General features: G+C 42.6%; 20 protein-coding genes. All 20 read right to left on the minus strand.

Annotated elements, in window-relative coordinates; genetic code table 11:
* Positions 1-292: 292 nt before the first annotated feature.
* Positions 293-1837, minus strand: a complete 1545-nt coding sequence (gene rny / locus M3180_RS01275) for a ribonuclease Y (protein ID WP_251665411.1) — start codon at positions 1835-1837, stop codon at positions 293-295.
* 180 nt (positions 1838-2017) lie between these two features.
* Positions 2018-2710: a regulatory protein RecX gene (locus M3180_RS01280; RefSeq protein WP_251665412.1), complete on the minus strand. Its 693-nt coding sequence runs from the start codon at positions 2708-2710 to the stop codon at positions 2018-2020.
* A gap of 57 nt (positions 2711-2767) precedes the next feature.
* Positions 2768-3817, minus strand: a complete 1050-nt coding sequence (gene recA / locus M3180_RS01285) for a recombinase RecA (RefSeq protein ID WP_251665413.1) — start codon at positions 3815-3817, stop codon at positions 2768-2770.
* Positions 3818-4403: 586 nt separating this feature from the next.
* Entirely contained in the window at positions 4404-5672 is a 1269-nt protein-coding gene (locus M3180_RS01290) for a competence/damage-inducible protein A (protein ID WP_251665414.1), read from the minus strand.
* Between the two features lie 95 nt (positions 5673-5767).
* Positions 5768-6343: a CDP-diacylglycerol--glycerol-3-phosphate 3-phosphatidyltransferase gene (gene pgsA, locus M3180_RS01295; RefSeq protein WP_251665415.1), complete on the minus strand. Its 576-nt coding sequence runs from the start codon at positions 6341-6343 to the stop codon at positions 5768-5770.
* 70 nt (positions 6344-6413) lie between these two features.
* Entirely contained in the window at positions 6414-6905 is a 492-nt protein-coding gene (locus tag M3180_RS01300; protein WP_285855547.1) for a YajQ family cyclic di-GMP-binding protein, read from the minus strand.
* A 27-nt stretch (positions 6906-6932) separates the two neighbouring features.
* The gene (locus M3180_RS01305; RefSeq protein ID WP_251665417.1) at positions 6933-7793 is read right to left on the minus strand and encodes a helix-turn-helix domain-containing protein; all 861 of its coding nucleotides are present in this window, start codon (positions 7791-7793) and stop codon (positions 6933-6935) included.
* A gap of 34 nt (positions 7794-7827) precedes the next feature.
* Positions 7828-8592 (minus strand): DUF3388 domain-containing protein, encoded by a 765-nt coding sequence (locus tag M3180_RS01310; protein ID WP_251665418.1) that lies wholly within the window; start codon positions 8590-8592, stop codon positions 7828-7830.
* A 158-nt stretch (positions 8593-8750) separates the two neighbouring features.
* Positions 8751-9002: a DUF3243 domain-containing protein gene (locus M3180_RS01315; protein ID WP_251665419.1), complete on the minus strand. Its 252-nt coding sequence runs from the start codon at positions 9000-9002 to the stop codon at positions 8751-8753.
* A 108-nt stretch (positions 9003-9110) separates the two neighbouring features.
* Positions 9111-9860 carry an elongation factor P 5-aminopentanone reductase gene (gene ymfI, locus M3180_RS01320; protein WP_251665420.1) on the minus strand — a complete coding sequence of 250 codons (750 nt, stop codon included), beginning with the start codon at positions 9858-9860 and terminating at the stop codon, positions 9111-9113.
* Entirely contained in the window at positions 9861-11150 is a 1290-nt protein-coding gene (gene yfmH / locus M3180_RS01325) for an EF-P 5-aminopentanol modification-associated protein YfmH (RefSeq protein WP_251665421.1), read from the minus strand.
* A gap of 3 nt (positions 11151-11153) precedes the next feature.
* Positions 11154-12428, minus strand: coding sequence for an EF-P 5-aminopentanol modification-associated protein YfmF (gene yfmF, locus M3180_RS01330; protein ID WP_251665422.1), 1275 nt, complete (start codon positions 12426-12428; stop codon positions 11154-11156).
* Between the two features lie 106 nt (positions 12429-12534).
* Positions 12535-13254 carry a spore cortex-lytic enzyme gene (sleB, locus tag M3180_RS01335; RefSeq protein WP_432806900.1) on the minus strand — a complete coding sequence of 240 codons (720 nt, stop codon included), beginning with the start codon at positions 13252-13254 and terminating at the stop codon, positions 12535-12537.
* A 162-nt stretch (positions 13255-13416) separates the two neighbouring features.
* Positions 13417-16101: a DNA translocase FtsK gene (locus tag M3180_RS01340; protein ID WP_251665424.1), complete on the minus strand. Its 2685-nt coding sequence runs from the start codon at positions 16099-16101 to the stop codon at positions 13417-13419.
* A 164-nt stretch (positions 16102-16265) separates the two neighbouring features.
* Complete coding sequence (locus M3180_RS01345) at positions 16266-16478, minus strand: YlzJ-like family protein (RefSeq protein WP_251665425.1); 213 nt, start codon at positions 16476-16478, stop codon at positions 16266-16268.
* Positions 16478-17188, minus strand: coding sequence for a ClpP family protease (locus M3180_RS01350; protein ID WP_251666332.1), 711 nt, complete (start codon positions 17186-17188; stop codon positions 16478-16480). The genes M3180_RS01345 and M3180_RS01350 overlap by 1 nt, the downstream gene beginning before the upstream one ends.
* A 236-nt stretch (positions 17189-17424) precedes the next feature.
* The gene (locus M3180_RS01355; RefSeq protein WP_251665426.1) at positions 17425-19104 is read right to left on the minus strand and encodes a ribonuclease J; all 1680 of its coding nucleotides are present in this window, start codon (positions 19102-19104) and stop codon (positions 17425-17427) included.
* 342 nt (positions 19105-19446) lie between these two features.
* Positions 19447-20340, minus strand: a complete 894-nt coding sequence (gene dapA / locus M3180_RS01360) for a 4-hydroxy-tetrahydrodipicolinate synthase (protein WP_251665427.1) — start codon at positions 20338-20340, stop codon at positions 19447-19449.
* 58 nt (positions 20341-20398) lie between these two features.
* Positions 20399-21613: an aspartate kinase gene (dapG, locus tag M3180_RS01365; protein ID WP_251665428.1), complete on the minus strand. Its 1215-nt coding sequence runs from the start codon at positions 21611-21613 to the stop codon at positions 20399-20401.
* Positions 21614-21664: 51 nt separating this feature from the next.
* The gene (locus tag M3180_RS01370; RefSeq protein WP_251665429.1) at positions 21665-22699 is read right to left on the minus strand and encodes an aspartate-semialdehyde dehydrogenase; all 1035 of its coding nucleotides are present in this window, start codon (positions 22697-22699) and stop codon (positions 21665-21667) included.
* Between the last annotated feature and the right edge of the window lie 22 nt (positions 22700-22721).

Below are 22721 nucleotides of genomic sequence, written 5' to 3' on the forward strand. Positions count from 1 at the left end.
TCATCCTTTATGTAAAGTGCATGCTTCGTATCATACCATATTGTACGCATTATATGCTACAAAGCATTACTATGTAATCATACTAAGAAGTGAAACGAGGAGCGCAGCGTACGGTATTGGTACGTGAGCTACAATGTTTTCGTAGAAAACATACTTCGTAAGAATTTCGGTAGCGTTCCATATTCGAAGTCGACTTAGCTACAACGCATCACATCGTCATCAAAGTCGTATGTTTTGAACTTCCTCTTCCTCTACAAAAGAGAGAAGTGGCTTTCGCCACTTCTCTCTCAAATCACTTCGCATATTCAACGGCTCTTGTTTCACGAATAACCGTTACTTTAATGTGACCTGGGTAATCCAGCTCGCTTTCGATTTTCTTCGTAATATCGCGAGCAAGACGGAATGCTTCAGTATCATCGATTTTATCTGGTTGAACCATTACGCGAACTTCACGACCTGCTTGAATCGCATATGATTTTTCAACGCCATCAAATGATTCCGTTATTCCTTCCAATTTCTCTAAACGCTTAATATAGGTTTCGAGAGTTTCACGACGAGCACCTGGTCTTGCAGCCGATAGGGCATCTGCTGCACCTACGAGCATTGCAATAACTGATGTCGCTTCTGTATCACCATGATGAGATGCGATACTATTAATAACAACTGGATGCTCTTTATATTTTTTGGCAAGCTCAACACCAATTTCTACGTGTGAACCTTCCACTTCATGATCCAACGCTTTACCAATATCATGAAGTAATCCTGAGCGTCTAGCAAGCACAACATCCTCGCCTAGCTCAGCTGCCATTAGACCTGCTAAATAAGCAACTTCCATCGAATGTTTAAGAACATTTTGACCATAGCTTGTACGATACTTCAATCGACCAAGAATTTTAATCAAGTCTGGATGTAATCCATGCACTCCAACCTCGAAAGTAGCCTGTTCCCCGTATTCACGCACTCGATCATCAATTTCCTTACGTGATTTTTCAACCATTTCCTCGATTCTCGCTGGATGAATACGTCCATCTGCTACGAGTTTTTCTAAGGAAGTACGTGCGATCTCACGTCTAATTGGATCAAAGCCCGACAATATGACCGCTTCCGGTGTATCGTCTATAATGAGATCGATACCAGTCAATGTTTCTAGTGCACGGATATTTCGACCTTCCCGTCCAATAATACGACCCTTCATTTCTTCATTTGGCAGCGTTACTACAGAAACTGTTGTTTCCGCTACATGATCAGCAGCACAGCGCTGAATCGCAAGTGATATAATGTTACGAGCCTTCTTATCAGCTTCTTCCTTGGCCTGTTGTTCAATATCCTTAATCATTTGTGCAGTTTCATGACGTACTTCTTGTTCAACATTAGATAGAATGATCGACCTTGCATCCTCCATCGTCAGGTTGGAAATACGTTCTAACTCATTGAGCTGTTGCTTATAGAGCGAATCGATTTGTTGCTGTGTTTCCTCAATTCGTTTCTCCTTGCTGGCTACAGACTCTTCTTTGCGTTCTAGTGTTTCTAACTTTTTATCAAGCGATTCTTCCTTTTGGACTAATCGTCTTTCTAAACGTTGTGTTTCGTTACGACGTTCACGAATGTCCTTTTCAGCTTCCGTACGTAGTCTGTGGACTTCGTCTTTCGCCTCAAGTACGGTCTCTTTTTTCAAAGCATCTGCTTCTTTCTTCGCATTTTCTACGATTTGAATCGCAGCCTGCTCTGCACTAGAAATCTTCGCCTCGGCAATCGACTTTCGTATCATGTAACCAATCCCAAAGAAAATTGCGCCAACAAGGATACAAATGAGGATCCAGATAACTTCTGGTGGCATCTAGTTCACCTCCTTGTTGCATACACCAAGGCATTGCTTGGGATGTTATTTGGTTTAACCGGCTTTCAAACCGTCTCAATTACGCCATTTGACGAAAAATGATGATTTTGGTTCAATTCTTGGAAGTAAAATTGAAACAAAATTTTTAGGAATACTTCTTCATTGTATCTGTTCATAAAATCAGTTGTCAAGCAATTCTCCATTTATATCCACATCTACACTGAATATTCTCTCTTTTTCTATTCTTTGCATAGTTTTTCGGCAAATATCACCAGAATAACCACGTCTAAGAAGGAATTGCATCAGTTTTCGACTGCGTTCGAGCTTATCTCCTCGAATACTTCTTAGTTTTTTCACGGCAGCTTCATAGGCTGCCTCCAACTCCTGCTCATCATCGATAGTCTGCAGCACACGGGAAATATGCTCTCTAGATATTCCAAGCGCTTTCAGTTCTTGTGCAATTCTCAGCTGTCCTTTCCCTTGGCGATTGCGTTTAGACTGCACATAGAGCTCAGCAAAAGCCAGGTCATCAATATAACCTTCATTAATTAGTCGAGCAATCGCAACGGCGATATGCTGTTCTTCGAACTCTTGTCTTCTTAAATATTGCGCAACCTGCTGACTGCTGCGTGCTTTGGGCGCCAAATATCGTATTCCTTTAATATAAGCCATATATTTAGCATTCTCTTCTTTAATTTCGTCAACTAGTGAAGAAGTTAAACCTCTCCCTTTCATTAATCGGTACGAAATAAACAAATCCTCATGCACAATGATCGGCTCGGGTATTGATTCAATGGTAATGCTATACTGCTTTCCTTGCTTTCGATCAACTTTTACCGATGTGATAAGCAGCTCATTGCTTTCGCTAGTCACTTTCGTCTCACCTCATACAAAAAACGCCGTTCTATATAGAACGGCGATTATTAGTTATTAGAACAGCTCTTCCAAATCATCCTCGTCCTCATCATCCGATGAGAAGTTAGCCTGTTGTGCAGCAGTTAGATCGAATGCAGCACGAATTTGACTTTCAATCGTCTCAGCAATTGCCGGATTCTCCTTTAAGAACTGCTTAGAGTTTTCACGTCCTTGTCCTAAGCGTTCACCGCTATAAGAGAACCAAGCACCACTTTTTTGTACAATGTCCATATCAACACCGATATCAATAATGCTGCCTTCTCTTGAAATACCTTCACCATACATAATATCAAGCTCCGCTTGCTTAAATGGAGGAGCAACTTTATTTTTGACAACCTTAACGCGAGTACGGTTACCTACCATATCATTACCTTGCTTTAATGTTTCTACACGACGTACGTCAAGACGGACGCTGGAGTAGAACTTAAGTGCACGACCACCAGGTGTCGTTTCCGGGTTACCGAACATAACGCCAACCTTTTCACGAAGCTGGTTAATGAAAATGGCAATTGTTTTTGATTTCGAGATTGCACCAGAAAGCTTACGCAATGCTTGAGACATTAAGCGCGCCTGCAAGCCGACATGAGCATCACCCATATCGCCTTCGATCTCTGCTTTTGGTACAAGTGCTGCAACCGAGTCAATGACGACAATATCTATTGCACCGCTGCGAACAAGCGCTTCTGCAATTTCCAATGCCTGTTCACCTGTATCTGGTTGTGAAAGGAGTAGCTCGTCAATGTTAACACCGAGCTTGCTGGCATACAACGGATCAAGCGCGTGCTCTGCATCAATAAATGCAGCTTGTCCACCAGCTTTTTGCACTTCTGCAATAGCGTGAAGCGCAACAGTCGTTTTACCAGATGATTCGGGACCGTATACTTCGATGATACGGCCTCGTGGATATCCTCCAATACCTAACGCAATATCTAGAGCAAGCGAACCACTAGAAATGGTTTCAACCTGCATATGTGTAGATTCACCTAATTTCATAATAGAGCCTTTACCAAATTGCTTCTCAATTTGACGCAATGCATTGTCCAATGCTGCACGACGATCACTCACGAGATTCACATCCTTCAATATTTATATTAGTATGATAACCTACTTCTGAGCTCTTGCCAATACTTTTTTCGAACACACATTCGTATTTTTTGTGTCCGCACCTCCATTCATCATTTAAAAGCAAAAACCGCAGCTATGCGATTAACGCTTAGCCACGGTTCTTCCATGTATATGGTTACTATAGCAAACTTCCATTTCTTTTACAATAATTAATTACTAGCAGCTCCAAAGAAAGTTCAGCTTTCAGCACCGAGAAGCTTGGATGAAGCTTAGGGGCTGAAGAGCGCAGCGTACGCAATTGGTACGTGAGCACTGGAAGACCAGCTGAATTCAAGATTCGACGTCGAATAAGCTATCAGTCCTACTTCGTGATCAAAGCTGAACCATTTTGAACTTCCCTTCCAATACGGGTTCAAAAAGTTCAGCTTTCAGCACCGAGAAGCTTGGATGAAGCTAGAGATTGAGAAGCGCAGCGTACGTTTTGGGTACGTGAGCACCGGAGATTTCGGTAGCGTTTCAGATTCGACGCCGACTAAGCTACTACGAGTTACATCGTGATCAAAGTTGGACTTTTTGAACTTCCCATCTACATGTCGATTGAAACACCATGTGCCTTTATCGCCAGCCACAACCGATACTGCAGATGCTTCACAGCACGCAGCTGAATCGTTGCTCGATCTCCGGTAAGCTTCAGCTCAAAAACTTCTGTAGGCTTATTCTTTTCAGCTATTCCAACATAGACGAGTCCAACAGGCTTTCCTTCACTTGTGCCAGGACCCGCTACGCCCGTAATCGATACGCCGAACGTCGAATCAAGCAGCTGACGAACGTTCTCGGCCATTAGCTGCGCAGTAGAGCTGCTAATGGCTCCTGGAGCCCCCTCACCAGATAGCTGCTCCATGGGAATGCCAAGCAATTTATGCTTCATCTCATTCGTGTACGTAACAACCCCACCTACAAAGCAGGACGAGCCCGTAGGCACCTTCGTCATCAATTCAGCGAATAAGCCACCACTGCAGCTTTCAGCGGATGCAAGTGTAAAGTGTTTGCTTTGCAGCATACGCACGATCTGTCGCTCGATCGGTACGTCCTCCAGGGCATAGAGATGCTCACCAACAATTGACTTGATATGAGCAATCGTCTCGTTAAGCTTCACATCCGCTTCCTCGCTGCTTAATGCCTTCGTTGATACACGGACGGTCACCTCTCCCTCCTTCGCATAAGGGGCGATCGTAGGGTCACTTTGTTGATCGATTAACGGTAGAAGCTTCGCTTCCAGATTGGATTCGCCTATACCAGCGAACTTAAGCAGCTTCGAATATAGAGGTTTTTCTTGACCAAGCACCTCTCGCAGCCATGCAACGACAGGGCCGTTTAGCATCGTATTCATTTCCTTAGGTGGGCCAGGCAGTAGTATATAGTAGGTGCCGTCCTCCACAAGTGCATTACCGACCGCTAAGCCCGCTTCATTCACTAGCGGTGTCGCACCTTCGATCATGTGCGCCTGACGAATATTACTCTGCACCATTTCTGCTCCACGACCTTCGAATAAAGCTTTGATCTTACGCATGGCTGGCTCATCAATGGTAAGGGATCTCCCCAGATAACGTGCTAATATATCCTTCGTAAGATCATCCTGCGTTGGCCCAATACCACCCGTAAAGATGAGTAAATCCGCTCGTGTACGTGCGACCTTAATCGCCTGCTCGATGCGGTCTGCGTTATCACCTACGACCGTTTGAAAGTATACATCAATGCCTAGCTCTGCTAGCTTTAGCGACAGATCCCGTGCATTCGAATTAACAATTTGTCCTAGCAGCAGCTCCGTGCCGACAGCGATAATTTCTGCCTTCATGCCTACACCCCTTCATTTTCCAATTAAGTTTGTTTATATTCACCTATATAAGTCAAATAATGCACGCTCTCGAGAATACGAGAGCGTGCATTATTTTATTCCACTGGAATTAACGATTTATTTTTTACAAAATAATCAATGCCCGAATATAGTGTAATCAGCGCAGCTGCCCAAGAACAGATGAGATCAAAAGGAAAATCAATAAGACCGAATGGGAAATTGTTGAGCAAAATTACAATAATCATCGTAATTTGAATCGCTGTTTTCCATTTACCCCATGCACTTGCAGCGACGACCTTTCCTTCTAGCAATGCGATTTGACGCAGGCCTGTTACGGCAAACTCTCGACATATAATGACGATGGCTACAAGCGCACTTAGCTTGTCCATCTCAACTAAAGCTATAAGCACTGAAGCAACAAGCAGCTTGTCTGCTAATGGATCAAGCAGCTTCCCTAAATTAGTAACGAGCTTGTTTTTTCTTGCTATGTAACCATCTAATCCGTCCGTGCTCGCAGCAATAATAAAAATTAAAACAGCAATAATCTGCGTGTATGAGATATCAATATCAGATACCGTTACCGAGCCTAGATCAAGCTTAACGAGCAGAAAAAATAAAATAACAGGCACCAAAAAAATTCTAGCTATCGTAATTTTGTTAGCTAAATTCAAAGCTTTCCCTCCATTACCGTTCATCCGCATCCAACATACCTGCTTTGAACACTCAGTATGTCAATATTATCTATCTAAAATTCACAAATTGCAAATCCAAATCGAGCTTAGCATTGCGCAGCATGTGCATAACTGCTTGTAAATCATCCTTGCTCTTACCCGTAACACGCAGCTGATCACCTTGAATTTGGCTTTTTACCTTTAACTTAGAATCTTTAATTAAAGTATTAATTTTTTTCGAAATATCCTGCTCAATGCCTTGACGTATTTTTATTTTTTGACGAACGGTACCACCTGATGCTCCTTCAATTTTTCCATAATCAAGGTTTTTCGTTGGAACATTACGCTTTACCATTTTAGCTAGCAAAATATCGATAACCGCATTCAGCTTATAGTCATCATCACTAACGATTGTCAGCTCGTCCTTAACCAATGTTAGATTCGTTTTACTGCCCTTGAAGTCAAAGCGAGTTGATATTTCACGCTCCGCTTGAGTAACCGCATTGCTTAGCTCTTGTAGATCTACGTTAGAAACAATATCAAACGAATATTCGCTCATCAATGAATCTCCTTTCAAGCAAAACGACAGCTACTGTGCTGTCGTATCTGCCGCTTGTAATTGTAATAAAATACGCTTACTGCCCTTGTTGTTATCCCCGTCTTCTACAATAACATTATCAAGCTTTACTTCTAAATTTCCCGGACGTCCTAGAACAAGGTAGACATCTCCCTTGACGGTAAAGGCTGCCTGCTCTCCATCCTTAATGTTGGCATAATACAGCTTTGTTCCATTCTTCCCATTTTCATAAACTTCCAACCAGCTCGCATCGCCGCTATTGGTAACAAGAAGTTCATAGCTATCCTTTGCAGGAGATACGACAAAAATATCGTCACGCCCTTTTGTCTCCTGAAAGGTAAGGGCTACTGGCGGTGGAGTTGGTGTAGATGTTGGCGTAGGCGTTGGAGACGCCCCCGTCTTCGTAGGTGTTGGTGTAGTGGTAATATCACTATTATCCGTAATGGGTGTGCTGTCCGGCTCATTAGCTGGTTTCCCTTCCTTGCTATAAACGTTGTAATACCATATAACGATAATAACGAGCAATAAAAATAACCACATCAACAAGGAAAAGCCTATTTTTCCAAAGCGCTCTGACCTTGAAGAACGCATACGTTTGGGCTTCCTCGCAGGCAGTGTTTCTGCCACATGTACTTCAGGCTCAGGCACTTCATTCTGATAATGCTTCAGTACTTCCTCCGCATCAAGCCCTACACACTCTGCGTAATTTTTTATAAATGCTCTTATATAAAATTTGCCTGGTAAGACTTTAAAGTCCCCTTCTTCCAGCGCTTCTAAATAACGTTTTCTAATTTTAGTTTGTTCTTGTACATCATCTAACGATAGCCCTTTTTCTTGACGTGCTGTCTTCAGCAAAGCACCTAGTTCTGACACAATACAACCTCCTTCGTTCTAATATCGCTGTGTCTTAAAAATCTTCGGAATAGCTGGTAAATGTCTCATACGTAATTTCTTCATCTGGAGAGTTGCGTAGCTCTACAATAATATCGAAATGGCTGTAATCATAGTTGGACTCACGTATAAAAATATCCGGATGCTCAATCACTTTCGTGGAAGGCATCTCCATAATTTCTTGAATAAGTGCATAATGACGCTCGTTGGAACGAATTGTACTTACAATGCCGTCGATAATAAAAATATTGTTAGCATCCATTTCCTGATCCGATAGCTGTGAACGCACCGTCTGCCTTAGAAGAGTGGATGAAACGAAGGTCCAACGCTTATTAGAGCATACACTGCCCGCAATTATAGATTCTGTCTTGCCGACTCGTGGCATCCCTCTAAGCCCTATCACATAATTACCTTCACGCTTAAAAACTTCACCTAGAAAATCTACAAGCAATCCTAGCTCGTTGCGAGTAAATCGGAAGGTTTTACGGTCATCCGAATCTCGCTCTATGTATCGTCCATGACGAACTGCCAATATATCAACAATGGTAGGAGTTCTTAATTTATTGACTGTAATATCATCGACCTTCGTAAGTAGCTTACCCAATAACTCGATTTTTTCATCATCATCCGTTTGCAGCAGTAAGCCCCTTGTATGATTGTCTACACCATTAATTGTAAGAATATTAACCTCCAGCATACCTAACAGAGAAGCAATATCCCCTAGTAGACCCGGTCTATTTTTATGTATTGTGTACTCCATGTACCATTGCTTCCGTTCCACTCCAGTCACCATCCTATATGTATGTAAAACTTTCTAACGTTATGTATTCTACAAAATTCAACACTTTCCTGCAATATCAGTAAATTCATCAGCGAAAAGCCCCCAATTGGAGGCTTTCGCAAAAAAATGATAAATCTAAATGTAAAACACCCGTATAATTATGCCTTTTCAGCTAGCTTTACCATCAGCTTTGCGATGGTATGACGATCAGTTTCGTCACCAGCATCCCATAGCTGCTTTAATACTGCTTGCTCATCGTTTTTTGGATCAACACGTTCATCAAGGAAGGAACCGATTTCGTATGCTAGGTTGGAAATCGTCTCTTCAGATAAGCCCATGTTTTTACCTTGTGCTACACGTTCCTTCAAAAACTTTTTCCATGTTTCAAATTGATCTAATACAGTAGACATTGCCTCTCGCCTCCATTAACTCAATTGTTGAATGACTCAACAGAAGTTATTGTGCGCAAGCAGACATAAGGCTATGCTAGTAATTAATTGCTACTTAAGGAAAATGTACTACGTTAGCCAACCACCATTTGGACTAATGACCTGACCGGTAATGTACGATGATTCAGGTAATGATAAAAAATATATAAGCGACGCGATCTCTTCTGTCGAACCAAAGCGACCGACTGGAATTTCCTGTGCAAGTGCTTCCTTTTCTAATGGATCGAACGTATTCATCATCTCGGTATCAACGACCCCAGGAGCAACCGCATTAACCGTGACACCTGAAGGGGCTAGCTCCTTCGCCAGTGCCTTTGTAAAGGCGTTCATGCCGCCCTTCGTTGTCGAATAAAGCACCTCACAAGCAGCACCTGTCATCCCCCAAACAGAAGAGACGTTAATAATTCTTCCGTATTTTTGTGTAATCATATGTGGCATAAACAGCTGCGTACACATAAACATCCCCTTCAAGTTGATGTTCATGACGGTATCCCATTGTTCTTCTGTTACATCAACTAACATTCCATAATGGGAAATTCCGCCATTATTAACGAGGATGTCTGGAGCGATACCAAGCGCATCAAGCTTTTCCTTCATTCTTAGCAGTTGCTCTCTAGAGCCTAAGTCTGCCGATATCGTAAGCACCTCGGCTCCAGCAGCAATGCATTCTCTGGCAGTCTCATTCGCTTGCTCATGTCCTTGCAAGTAGTGAATAACGATGCGATACCCTTCCTTAGCAAAACGCTTTGCTATTGCAGCACCTATGCCTCGGCTTCCCCCGGTTATCAACACCGTCATTTCACGTAACGGCTTTACCATTTAAGTAGATGGAGACTCTACAATGGACACTGCGAGCTGATTAAAGTCAAAATGCTCCTTCAATCGTGCATTCACATCGTCCAGTGTACTTTCTTCATAATATTTAAGCACATTAAACATATCACAGTTTCTAAAACGATAACGTGTAAATTCAGTTGCAATCGCCTCAGGGGAATTAAGCATTCGTAAATAGTTACCAATTTTTTTACGTTTTACACGTTCAAATCGTTCTGCGTCAATGCCTGTTTGCAGCGTTTCCGTAATGTAGGCTCGAATCGTTTCAACTAGCTTATCCGGATCAGGTGTATCTCCGCCGAGCACAGAAAATGCGTATTGCTCAGAGCAGTTATACTCAAAGCCGAACGAATCAAAAATAAGCTGCTGGTCGTATAAAGATTGATAAAACGGAGAGCTGCTGCCAAACATAATGTCCAGCATTAGCTTGGAGATTACCTCTTGACGTAGAAGCTCTTCACCTTGCTTATGCACGGCTTGTTCCTTAAAGCCAAGCATACATTTCGGCAACGATACATGCAGCTTTTTCTCAACGCGAGATTGCCGAATAGCGCCAGGCTCCTCTTCAAAGAATCGCTCAATGTTACCTAGCGGCACATAGGATTTGGCTGCTTGATTACGCTTAACGAGCTCGATAATATGTTCCGCATCGACACCTCCAACAACAAAAAGCAGCATGTTAGAAGGGTGATAAAACGTATTGTAGCAGCGATACAGCAAATCTTTATCAATTTTATAAATCGACTCTACCGTACCTGCAATATCAATTGATATCGGATGCTTCTGATACATCGCCTCGAATAACCCGTAGTATACACGCCAATCGGCATTATCATTGTACATATTAATTTCCTGTGCGATAATTCCTTTTTCCTTGTCGACATTCTGCTCTGTAAAATGAGGACGCTGTACGAAATCAATTAACGTCGTTAAATTATCGTCGATGTTTTCTGTAGCAGAGAACAAATACACAGTACGGTCAAATGAAGTGTATGCATTGGCGGCAGCACCCTGCTTGGAGAATTTAGCAAAAACATCTTGACCATCCGGCTCTTCAAACATTTTGTGCTCCAAAAAGTGAGCAATGCCATCTGGAACCTTGATCGGTGTCTCGTCACCAACCGCAAAGTGGTTGTCAATGGATCCATATTTCGTGGCAAAGGTTGCATATGTTTTCTGAAATCCTTGCTTAGGAAGCACAATAATCTCAAGTCCATTCTCAAGAACTTCACGATACAGCGTTTCCTCTACATGCGGATAACTAAGTGTCTCCATTCGTTACACCTCCTGACGGTCACGTAAGAAATATATAGTATCTAGAGCAACTTGGTTAGCAATTCTTTGCACATCGTCCTTGCTCACCTTACTAATTTGCTCAATAACCGATTCTACTGAACGATCTACATTCGCATATTGCTTATTAAAGTCAAAGCCTGCAATATCATTAGCGTTGTCTAGAATTTCACGCATAGCGTTTGTGAGCATGGCCTTCGTTTGCTCCAGCTCCACATCAGAAATATGTCCAGCCTTCATATCATCAAGCTGCTTCTCAATGATGCCTAGTGCTTTTTCGTAATTCTCAAACTCAATGCCTGATTGAATCGTAACTATTCCTTTATGAGCATCATAGCGAGAAGAGCAATAGTAAGCTAAGCTTTCTTTTTCACGCACATTTACAAAGAGCTTCGAATGAGGATAGGTACCCAATATGCCATTATATACGAGCGCACATACGTAGTCTGGATCCGCATAGCCAACATTCATACGTAAACCAAGATTAAGCTTTCCTTGGCTAACCTCCATTCGATCGACAACTGTCTTGACGGAGCTCACTGAATGACTCGCTTCAGCAGGCTTATATTGAATTGGCTTTGCACTGGCAGGCATCTGAAAGTTTTGCTCGACAAGCTTCGTGACTTCCTCTAGCGTTGTATCACCAACGACATATAGATCAAATTGCGCCTCACTCAGCCAATCGCTGTAACGTTGAAATAGCGAATTTGCATCAATATGAGGCAGGTCTTCAAGCTTACCTGATGCATTCAACCGATACGGCTCATGCTCACACATTTCCTGTATACAGCGCTCAGCCGCATAATGAATTTTATCGTTAATAATAGAGTCAAGCTGCTTTTTTAACGTGCCTTTTTCAGCATCAACATAGGCTTCACGAAAGCCACCTTGTTCAATCAATGGATTGGTCAACACATCGCCCAAATACTGCAACGCACCGTTTAACAAAGAATGCTCGCTGTTAACAAAACGATCATTAATTACATCCATTCTAAGCTGAATGAATTGTGTATTTCCTCGCTTCACAATGTTAAAGCCAAAGCCTGCTCCATACATATTGTCGAGCTGCTCTCGTAGCTGAATCGTCTCAGGAAAGCGAGCCGTACCGCGGCGTAATACATATGGGATTAGTGCGGTCGAGGTAACTGTTTGCTCCTCGAGAGGGGTTCCAGCAAATAACGTAATCGCATAGGTTTTAAAGCGATTGGTTGGAAGCACATGAATCGTAATATTTTTTACCTTTCCAACTTGGAATTCCATTGATCTAGCCCCTTTCCTCTTACCTGTTTATTTATTCTAACGCATTATAAATGGAAGAAGCAACCATTAGACAACCTCCCAATGATTGCTTCCCATATTTATTGATTTACTTACAAAATATATGTTTACCTATCGTTAATACTTGCTGTCTAGTCCAGATCCATGCGCTAGTTGCTGTATCAGGATTAAAGTAATAAATACAGCCATACGTTGGATCCATCCCATTAATCGCATCACGAACCGCACGCTTTGCTGTTTCATTAGGTGTTAAGTAAATTTGTCCATCATCAACTGCAGTGAACGCTCGTGGCTGGAATATAACTCCATATACAGTGTTTGGGAAATCTGGATGCTTCACACGATTTAATATGACAGCAGCTACAGCAACCTGTCCTTCATACGGCTCTCCGCGTGCCTCGCCATAAACTGCATTAGCCATGAGCTGAATATCATTTTCTGTAAAACCAAGCAAATTCGACTGTGCTGCCGAGCTTTTATTGTTAGCATTACCGCTTGGTTTATTGGTGCTAGGACTAGATTCAGCTGTTAATGCAGGATACCAATTTTTAGTTGCATTAACGAGCTTATTTTTCGTAGCTTGACCAACTACTCCATCAGAGGTTAAGCCGAATTCCCACTGAAACCATGTTACAGCATTTTTCGTCTTGGAGCCGAATTGAGAATCAATTTCTCCATTGTAATACCCTAAGTATTTTAATCTGCCCTGCAGCTCAGATACATCCTCACCATACGAGCCAACCTTAAGAATGGCAGAGCTAAAGGTTGGAAGTGTCTTGGGCTGATCGGATACTCGAGAGTATATCATGAGACTCGTTAATAGCATTGCAACGATGCCGAACACCATAATCTTGCGAAATTTCATATTCAATACGCCTTTCTCTTGATGCATTTTCATAGTCAGTAGCTGACATGCACATAGTATGAGAAAAGGGCATTAATAATATACTTCATTCTTGTAATTTATGTTTTATTTGGCTTCCCATTGTTCCTGAGTCACTAGAACCGTCCTAGGTTTACTACCTTCATATGGGCCGACTATCCCTTTAGCTTCTAGCTGATCAATAAGTCTTGCGGCGCGAGTATAACCAATTCTCATTCGACGCTGCAATAGGGAAACCGATGCTTGATTTCCTTCGATAACGATCCGAGCTGCATCGTCAAACAGCTCATCCATATCATCGTCTACCGAGTCATCTGACTCTTCATCTAATTCCGGAACGAGCTCCTCGTTATACTTCACTTCACCTTGTCCACGTACGAAGCTAACGAGCACTTCAACCTCTTCATCAGATAGGAATGCCCCTTGAACACGAATAGGCTTATTCATTCCCATAGGTAAAAACAACATATCTCCTCGTCCTAGCAGCTTCTCTGCTCCTGCAGAATCGAGAATCGTACGAGAATCGACCTGAGAGGATACCCCGAAGGCTATACGAGACGGAATATTGGCTTTAATGACACCTGTGATAACGTCAACTGAAGGACGCTGCGTCGCAATGATTAGATGAATGCCCGCCGCACGTGCCATCTGAGCTAGTCTAGCGATGGAATCCTCTACTTCATTGGATGCGACCATCATTAGATCGGCAAGCTCATCCACAATAACTACGATATATGGCAGCACTGCGTTAGGATTATCCTTCATTAATTGATTGTAGCCTTCAATGTTACGAGTACCAGATTTAGAAAATAGCTCATACCGCTTTTCCATCTCAACAACAATCTTTTTAAGTGCCAACGATGCTCGCTTCGGATTGGTGACAACCGGCGCGAGTAAGTGCGGTATACCATTATATACATTCAGCTCTACCATTTTAGGGTCAATCATTAAAAACTTCACTTCATCCGGCTTTGCCTTGTACAAAATACTCGCAATAATACCGTTAATACAAACGGACTTACCAGAACCAGTTGCTCCTGCAACTAGTAAATGCGGCATTTTAGCAAGATTACCTACAATCGTTTGTCCAGATATATCTCGGCCAAATGCAATGGATAGCTTTGATTGAGCGTTCACAAAGACTGGAGTCTCCATTACTTCGCGCATCGTAACGACTGAAATCTCGCCATTCGGTACTTCTATACCAATCGCAGATTTACCAGGTATTGGCGCTTCCATCCGTACATCCTTCGCAGCTAGTGCTAATGCGATATCGTCGGTAAGTCCGACAATTCGGCTAACTTTTACCCCCGTTGCAGGCTGCACCTCATAACGCGTTACAGCAGGGCCTCTAGCAACATCTAACACCTTGGCACGAACACCAAAGCTTTCAAGTGTTGCTTCGAGCTTTCTTCTCGCGTCATACATCTCATGGCCATCTGTCGTCTTGCCCGCTGACTTGGGCATACTTAACAATGAGAAAGGTGGCATCTCATATGGAATTGGTGTCGGATGAAGAGGTGCATGAACCACCTTAGACGAATCAGAGACATCCGCCTCCGTAATGAGTGCATCGGATGTTACAGCTTGTCCCTCTGGGTATTGAAAGGCTTCTTCATCGTTAATTTCAGCTACCTGAGTCGCTTCTGCTCGCTGCTCCTCAATTAATGTATCTGCGAATTGCGCCACGGCCGCAGCATCACTTGGTACCGTCGTAGCATGTTTATCTTTTACAAATTCTGTTGGAATAGTGTTATTGTCTTCTTCATGACTGTATGGTTCATCCTGAAGGTCATTTCTTATGTAATCATTATCGTTATCTTGATTCACAGGAATATTAGTATATGAAGTTTGAGCTCTTTGCTGGTCTGCATCATACTCTACCTCAGATGAAGGAGCATAGCCCTCTAGAATCTGAGCATGAGCATCATTCGCCTCTTCTGTTGCTCCATTATGCTGATCATTATGATGCAACTCCCAATCATCCTGCGGCTCGCTTTGCTCCGTATTCATATGAAAGAACCAAGATTTCCGTTTCGGTTTAGGCAGCTCCACTACAAAGGTTTCATCATCCTCATCGTCATTATCAATGACTTGTTCCTTATATTTGGCTAATGCTTTCTTCCTTGAACGAAGCAGGCTCAGCTTAGCCGAGAGAAGCTTATAGAGTCGTACAGATTTCGTGCGAACGAACCGCAGCATCTCGACATAAGATTTCCCAGAAATAAGCATGAAAGCGATAAGGTATTGAACAATATTGAGTATCAATGCTCCATAATAGCCAAACAGCATAAACAATAGTGAATACTGAACTGCTCCGACATAGCCTCCACTAATGGATAAGCTGCGGATAGATTGCTCGGTTTGAGGTTCTGATGAAAATAACTGGGTGCGCAGCTCCAAATCTAATGTTTGGAAAATTAATTTACCCGTAATCCCCGTTTCATCTAATCCCATATATCGCGCATTAATGTGCGAGATTGAGCTGCTTAACGTTAACGCAAGCACTGCAAGCACAAGCCCTGTTTTACGCGATGACCAGCCTTTCGGCCAAGCTCGCTTTATCATGACAGCTAGTCCGACAATAATCCCGACGATAGCTAAAACAAAATAGAACTTCCCTAAAATTACACCAAACAATCTGGAGAGCGCTCTTCCAACAGCAGCTTCACCAGCGAGGGCGATCATGGAAATCGTAATAATTAGAATGCCGTAAGCTTCATATTTTAATTGCGCTCCTATAGAACGCTTCTTTTTTCGTCTCTTTGCCAATATGCTCCCCCCTTTTTCCATTATATCACATGGTTTAGGGAGGGGCTATGATCACAAATACTCTAATATTACTTATACGATGCTAGTACCATGCCCTGAAATAATAAAAAGCTAACTACACATGATGATGTGTAAGTTAGCTTTTAGTTAACACCATTAACAAATTATTCTTGATGGAACGGGATGAGAGAACCCGGGGCATAACGAGTATCTAAGTAACAATCCAGTGGAGGATTAATTAGCCTAACTACTAATGCTTTACCTGTTTTTAGCGGCTTAACCTCCATTAGCATTCCTTCGTACACATAATTGACAACCTCATTCTCTGTTGCCTGCTCCCCGTATATAAATTCAACGGGCACAATGGTGTGCAGCATTAATGTACTTCTCCTTTCGACATCGCGATTAGCTGCTTTAATTCCAGCATTGCTTCACCAATTCCTCCAACTCGATCAATTAAGCCATGCTGAACAGCTTCACTTCCGATAATTGTTGTACCAATATCTCTCGTCAACTCTCCAGTTTTAAGCATTAACGTTCTAAAGGTTTCTTCGGAGATATTAGAGTGAGCAACGACAAATCTTGTTACTCTTTCTTGCATTTTTTCCAAGTATTCAAAAGATTGCGGGACACCTATAACTAGTCCATTCATTCGAATCGGATGAATCGTCATTGTAGCTGTTTCGGCAATAAAAGACACGTTGCCAGACACGGCGATCGGCACACCAATTGAGTGTCCGCCACCTAAAACAAGCGTTACCGATGGCTTTGACATCGATGAAATCATCTCAGCAATAGCAAGGCCTGCTTCCACATCCCCTCCTACTGTGTTAAGAATAATGAGCATGCCCTCAACCTTACTATTTTGCTCTGCGGCAACAAGCTGTGGAATAATATGCTCATACTTCGTTGTTTTGTTTTGTGGAGGAAGTATCATATGACCTTCAATTTGTCCAATGATGGTTATGCAATGAATATTACTTTCCTGCGGTTGTGGCAGTGCAGCAGTTCCTAGCTGCTGGATCGCATTCATTGCTTGGTCTTGATTCTGGTTTTGATTTGGATTTTGATTTGGGTTATTAGGCATAGGATTAGGCTGCGGATTTTCACTTGGGCTATTATTTTCCTGAATATCCTGCTCTTGCTTTAATTTAGTTGACATGTAGCACTTCTCTCCCTTACTAATATCAATTTATGTCGTTAGTATGGGTACTTATTCTGTTTTTATCCTACATCACCTGAAATCCAATTAATGAAACAAAAAACTAGCCATCCAGCTCTGTTAAGAGCGGATGGCTAGTTTTAGGTGAATGGAAAGCAATCTTATACTTCCATAATTATTGGCAAAATCATAGGGCGACGACGTGTTTGCTCATATAGGAAACGTCCTAGAGAGTCTTTTACGTTCGTTTTTAGTGAAGCCCATTCGTTCACTTTATCACTCATTAATTTATTTAATGTAGAAGTTACGATACGATTTGCTTCATCAAGCAGACCTTCTGATTCACGAACATACACGAATCCACGTGAAATAATGTCTGGACCTGACAATATCGTGCCGTCTTCTTTGCTTAAAGTTACAACTACGACTAAGATTCCATCCTGCGAAAGCAGCTTGCGATCTCTTAATACAATGTTTCCTACGTCTCCAACCCCAAGGCCATCGATTAACACACGACCTGCTGGTACTTTTGGTCCTCTTGCAGCTTGACCATTTTGAAACTCGACAGTGTCTCCGTTGTCAAGAACGAATACATTTTCCGGCTCAATTCCAACTTCTTCGGCTAAATCGGCATGGATGCGAAGCATACGATATTCGCCGTGTATTGGAATAAAATATTTTGGTTTAACAAGATTTAACATCAGCTTTAGTTCTTCTTGGCTACCGTGACCTGATACATGGACGCCAGATACTGATCCAGAACCATAAATTACATTAGCTCCGAGACGGTACAGCTCATCTACCGTTCTACCTACATAGCGTTCATTACCAGGGATAGGTGTCGCGGCAATGATCACCGTATCTCCCGGTAAAATATCGACTTTACGGTGCGTAGAACGTGCCATGCGCGTTAATGCACTCATCGGTTCGCCTTGGCTGCCTGTGCACAATATAACGACTCTGTCAGCAGCTAAACGATTTACTTCCTCAGGCTCAATAAGCATACCTTCTGGGATGTTCAAGTATCCTAGCTCATTCGCAATCGTAACAACGTTAACCATGCTACGACCTACGACTGCAATTTTGCGGCGAGTTGCAATCGCAGCGTTAATCACTTGCTGAATACGATGCACATTAGATGCAAACGTAGCAACGACGACACGCTGAGTAGCTGTACGGAAGATTTCCTCTAATCGGTTACCTACATTTTTTTCTGATGGAGTATATCCTGGACGTTCTGCATTTGTTGAGTCAGATAGAAGTGCTAACACTCCTTTTTTTCCAATCTCTGCAATACGTTGTAAATCCGCATATTGCTCATTAACAGGAGAATGATCGAACTTGAAATCACCTGTATGAACAATTGTACCTTCTGGTGTGTCCAAGCAAACGCCTACAGAATCGGGTATGCTGTGATTTGTTTTGAAAAAGCTCGCTTTAATTGATCCAAGCTGCAATTCACTATCAGCACTAATTAAAATCCGCTTTGTATCTCCTAGAATTCCTGCTTCCTTAAGCTTAACATCAATAAGTCCCAAAGTTAGCTTGGTTGCATATACAGGAACCTTTAGGCTTTTTAGTACATATGGAAGTCCACCGATATGATCTTCGTGACCATGTGTAACGATAATTCCACGTACTTTATCATGATTCTCTATAAGATAGGCTACATCTGGAATGACAATATCAATCCCTAGCATGTCCTCCTCTGGGAACTTAAGGCCGGCATCTACAACGACAATATCATCATTGTATTGAACAACATACATGTTCTTACCGATCTCACCGACCCCGCCCAAAGCGAAGACCAATAATTTATCTTGGCTATTCTTTTTTGACAAGTGAATCTAAACCTCCTACAGTCATTTTTCCGTTGATTATTCACAAATCTATTACTAAAAAACGTCAGATGCCGCTCTGACGGAATTTACAAAATTAAATATTTACTTGCCGCACCCATTCACTTAACTCCATTATACATGATTAAAAAGTAATTACACAAGTCGAGATACAAAATATGCCTGTGAAATGATGGAACAGTTCGTAATCATCCTAGTCCTACGCACCAAATGCTAACATAAAGCTTGTTGTTGATTGTAGTATTCCCCCACTTTTCAACCATAATGCAATGGAAAAAGGCTGCATGCCAAGTTGACATGCAGCCTTCTCAAAAGCATTTATTTCTATTGTAATTGATCTTTAATCGGCTTGAGTGAAGCAACAAAACTTGCTTCATCTGGCGTAATTGGCGCCAGTGGCAAGCGAACGGAGCCTACCGGTAAACCTACAAGCGAAAGCGCGTGCTTAACCGGCACAGGATTAGGTGTAGGATGCGGACAGTGGAATAACCCCTTAAATACTGGTGATAGCTCCTGATGTAGCTTAGCAGCCTTTACAACGTCTCCTGAGACATAGCTATTAATCATATCCTTCATTTCTTTACCAACAATGTGAGAGGCCACACTTACGATGCCATATGCTCCAACCGCCATTGCAGGCAGCGCAGCACTATCATCGCCAGAGTAAATACGGAAGCCTTCTGGTGCGCCTGCTGCAATTGTTGTAAGCTGCTCCAAATTAGCGCAGTCCTTCGTTGCAACGACGTTTGGCAGCTCTGCTAGACGAAGTGTAGTTTGAGCAGAAATATTGACACCCGTTCTACCTTCAACGTTGTAAAGCATTACTGGTAGCTTTGTGCTCTCAGCAATGGATTTAAAATGAAGGTACAACCCTTCCTGAGATGGCTTATTGTAATACGGTGCAACGAGCAATAAACCATCGACGCCACACTGCTCTGCCTCCCGTGATAATTCAATGGAAGCACGAGTATTATTACTGCCAGTACCAGCAATAATCTTTACTCTGCCGTTAGCCTGCTTCACAGCAAATGAGAACAGCTCTAATTTTTCTTCATGTGTTAAGGTTGGTGATTCACCGGTCGTGCCAGCTACGACAATACTGTCACTTTGCTGATCCACAATTAAACGCTCCAATAGCTTTTCCGTTGTCGACCAATCAATATTACCTTCGCTATCGAAAGGCGTTACCATTGCGGTAATCAATCTTCCGAACTCCATCCGAATTCCTCCTACCATTTGCCATATATCAGACATCATATTCATCATTGTATAGTGTTTAACGATTAAGATCAAACGTTGAATGCAGTGCTGTTAATGCTTTCGACATGTACTCCTCTTTTACAAGAACCCAGATCGCAGCATTGGAATCTGCAGATTGCAGAATTGGAATACTTTCTTTTGTTAAAGCTGCGACAATACGAGCCATGACACCGGGTTGACCATTCATCCCACCGCCAATAATTGAGATTTTAGCACACTCATCATTAAGCAGAACATGAAAGCCACGTTCCTGCAGCAGTGTATAAGCGATTCTATTCTGTTCTGCTTGCACAGTAAATATCGAATGTGAAGCTGATACATTGATAAAATCAACACTAATCTGATGATTAGCTAGCGTCTCAAATATTAGCTGAGGGTCATGTTTACGCTCATCGGTTCCCGATACGTAAAGCTGAGTAATACCTTTGGCATACGCGATACCGGTCACGTGCCGGTCCAGCACAGCGTGTTCATTATGCTCCCAAGCTGCATCCTGCACTAATGTGCCTTCCTCATTCGAAAACGTTGACCGAATACGAACAGGTATGCGTGCCTGCTGAGCGATCTCAACCGCGCGTGGGTGAACGACTTTTGCTCCTTCTCTCGCCATATGGCAAATTTCAGCGTAGCTCACTTGTGCAATCGGTTTTGCATCGCTTACTAGCTTGGGATCAGCCGTTAAAATTCCATTCACATCGGTATATATATCAACGATCTCAGCCTTAAGAGCTGCGCCAAGCGCCGTCGCAGATGTATCGCTTCCCCCTCTGCCAAGCGTTGTAACAGCCCCGTGCTTCGTCATTCCTTGAAAGCCTGTGACGACAACAACATGATCAGCCTCCAAAGCCTTTAATATCCGCTCTGGTTTTATAGCTATGATCTTAGCTGATCCATACTCCTCATCAGTCTCAATGCCGGCCTCTCCACCAGAGAGCACCAATGCAGGAATTCCTTCCGAACGTATCTGTGCCCCAATTAACGTCGCGCTAATTAGTTCACCGCAGCTTAACAGCATATCCCGCTCTTTCAGATCAATGGCGTGCCCATAGGGCTGCAATTGATCAAGCAGTGTATCGGTAGCGTATGGATCACCTCTTCTACCGATCGCAGATACAACGACGACAACGGCATAGCCGTTGTCACGTTCGCGCTTTATATGTTGGATTACATGTTCCTTAGCTTGACTAGTCGATAAAGACGTACCGCCAAATTTTTGAACAATGATTCGCATAACTTACTTCGCCTCCAAGGTACACAGCCTAAGTTGACGAAGTGAAGGCCATTAGCCTTTTGCAATATATTCTGCGATTTGTACTGCATTCCATGCAGCGCCTTTTAGTAGGTTGTCAGACACAATCCACATGTTCAAGCCTTTTTCACTCGTAATATCACGACGAATGCGGCCTACGAAAACATCTGGCTTGCCAGCTGAATCGGTAGCTAAAGGATATTGCTGATTAGCAGGATCATCCACAAGCGTAACGCCTGGCGCAGCTGCTAGCAATTCCTTCACTTCTTCAACGTCGAATTGCTCATCAAATTCAACATATACGGATTCTGAATGTCCGTAAATAACAGGGATTCGAACACAAGTAGCAGATACTTCAATCGAATCGTCACCCATAATTTTTTTTGTTTCGTTTGTCATTTTCATTTCTTCAAAGGTATAGCCGTTTTCTGTAAACTTATCAATTTGCGGAATCGCATTAAATGCAATTTGATGCTTTACAGGTAGTCCCCCAACTGGCAATACATCTGGTGTAAATGGTTTTTCGTCAAGTACAGCACGTGTTTGGTCAAGTGTTTCTTGAATCGCACGAGCACCTGCTCCAGAAACGGCTTGATACGTCGAAACGATAACACGTTTAATACGGTAACGATCATGCAGCGGTTTAAGTGCTACGACCATTTGGATCGTAGAGCAGTTCGGATTGGCAATTATACCATTATGCTCCTTAATTTTATCAGCGTTAACCTCTGGAACAACAAGCGGAGCATTTGGATCCATACGGAATGCACTCGTATTATCGATACAAACAACACCACGCTTTGCTGCCTCAGGCGCTAATGCCTTACTTACGTCACCACCAGCACTAAATAGTGCAATTTCTACTCCATTAAAGCTATCTGGTGTTGCTTCCTCAATGACATGCTCCTGCCCTCTAAACGTAAGAGTTTTACCAGCTGAACGTGCTGAAGATAAAAATTTGATCTCATTTATAGGGAAGTTTCTCGTCTCCAACAGCTTAATAATTTGTTCCCCTACTGCTCCCGTTGATCCGACAACTGCTACATTGTATAATTTTTGATTTGACATATGATGCTTCTCCCCTCTATTA

Origin of the sequence: Paenibacillus camelliae (assembly GCF_023715345.1) — a bacterium.
Taxonomy (GTDB): Bacteria; Bacillota; Bacilli; order Paenibacillales; family Paenibacillaceae; genus Pristimantibacillus; species Pristimantibacillus camelliae.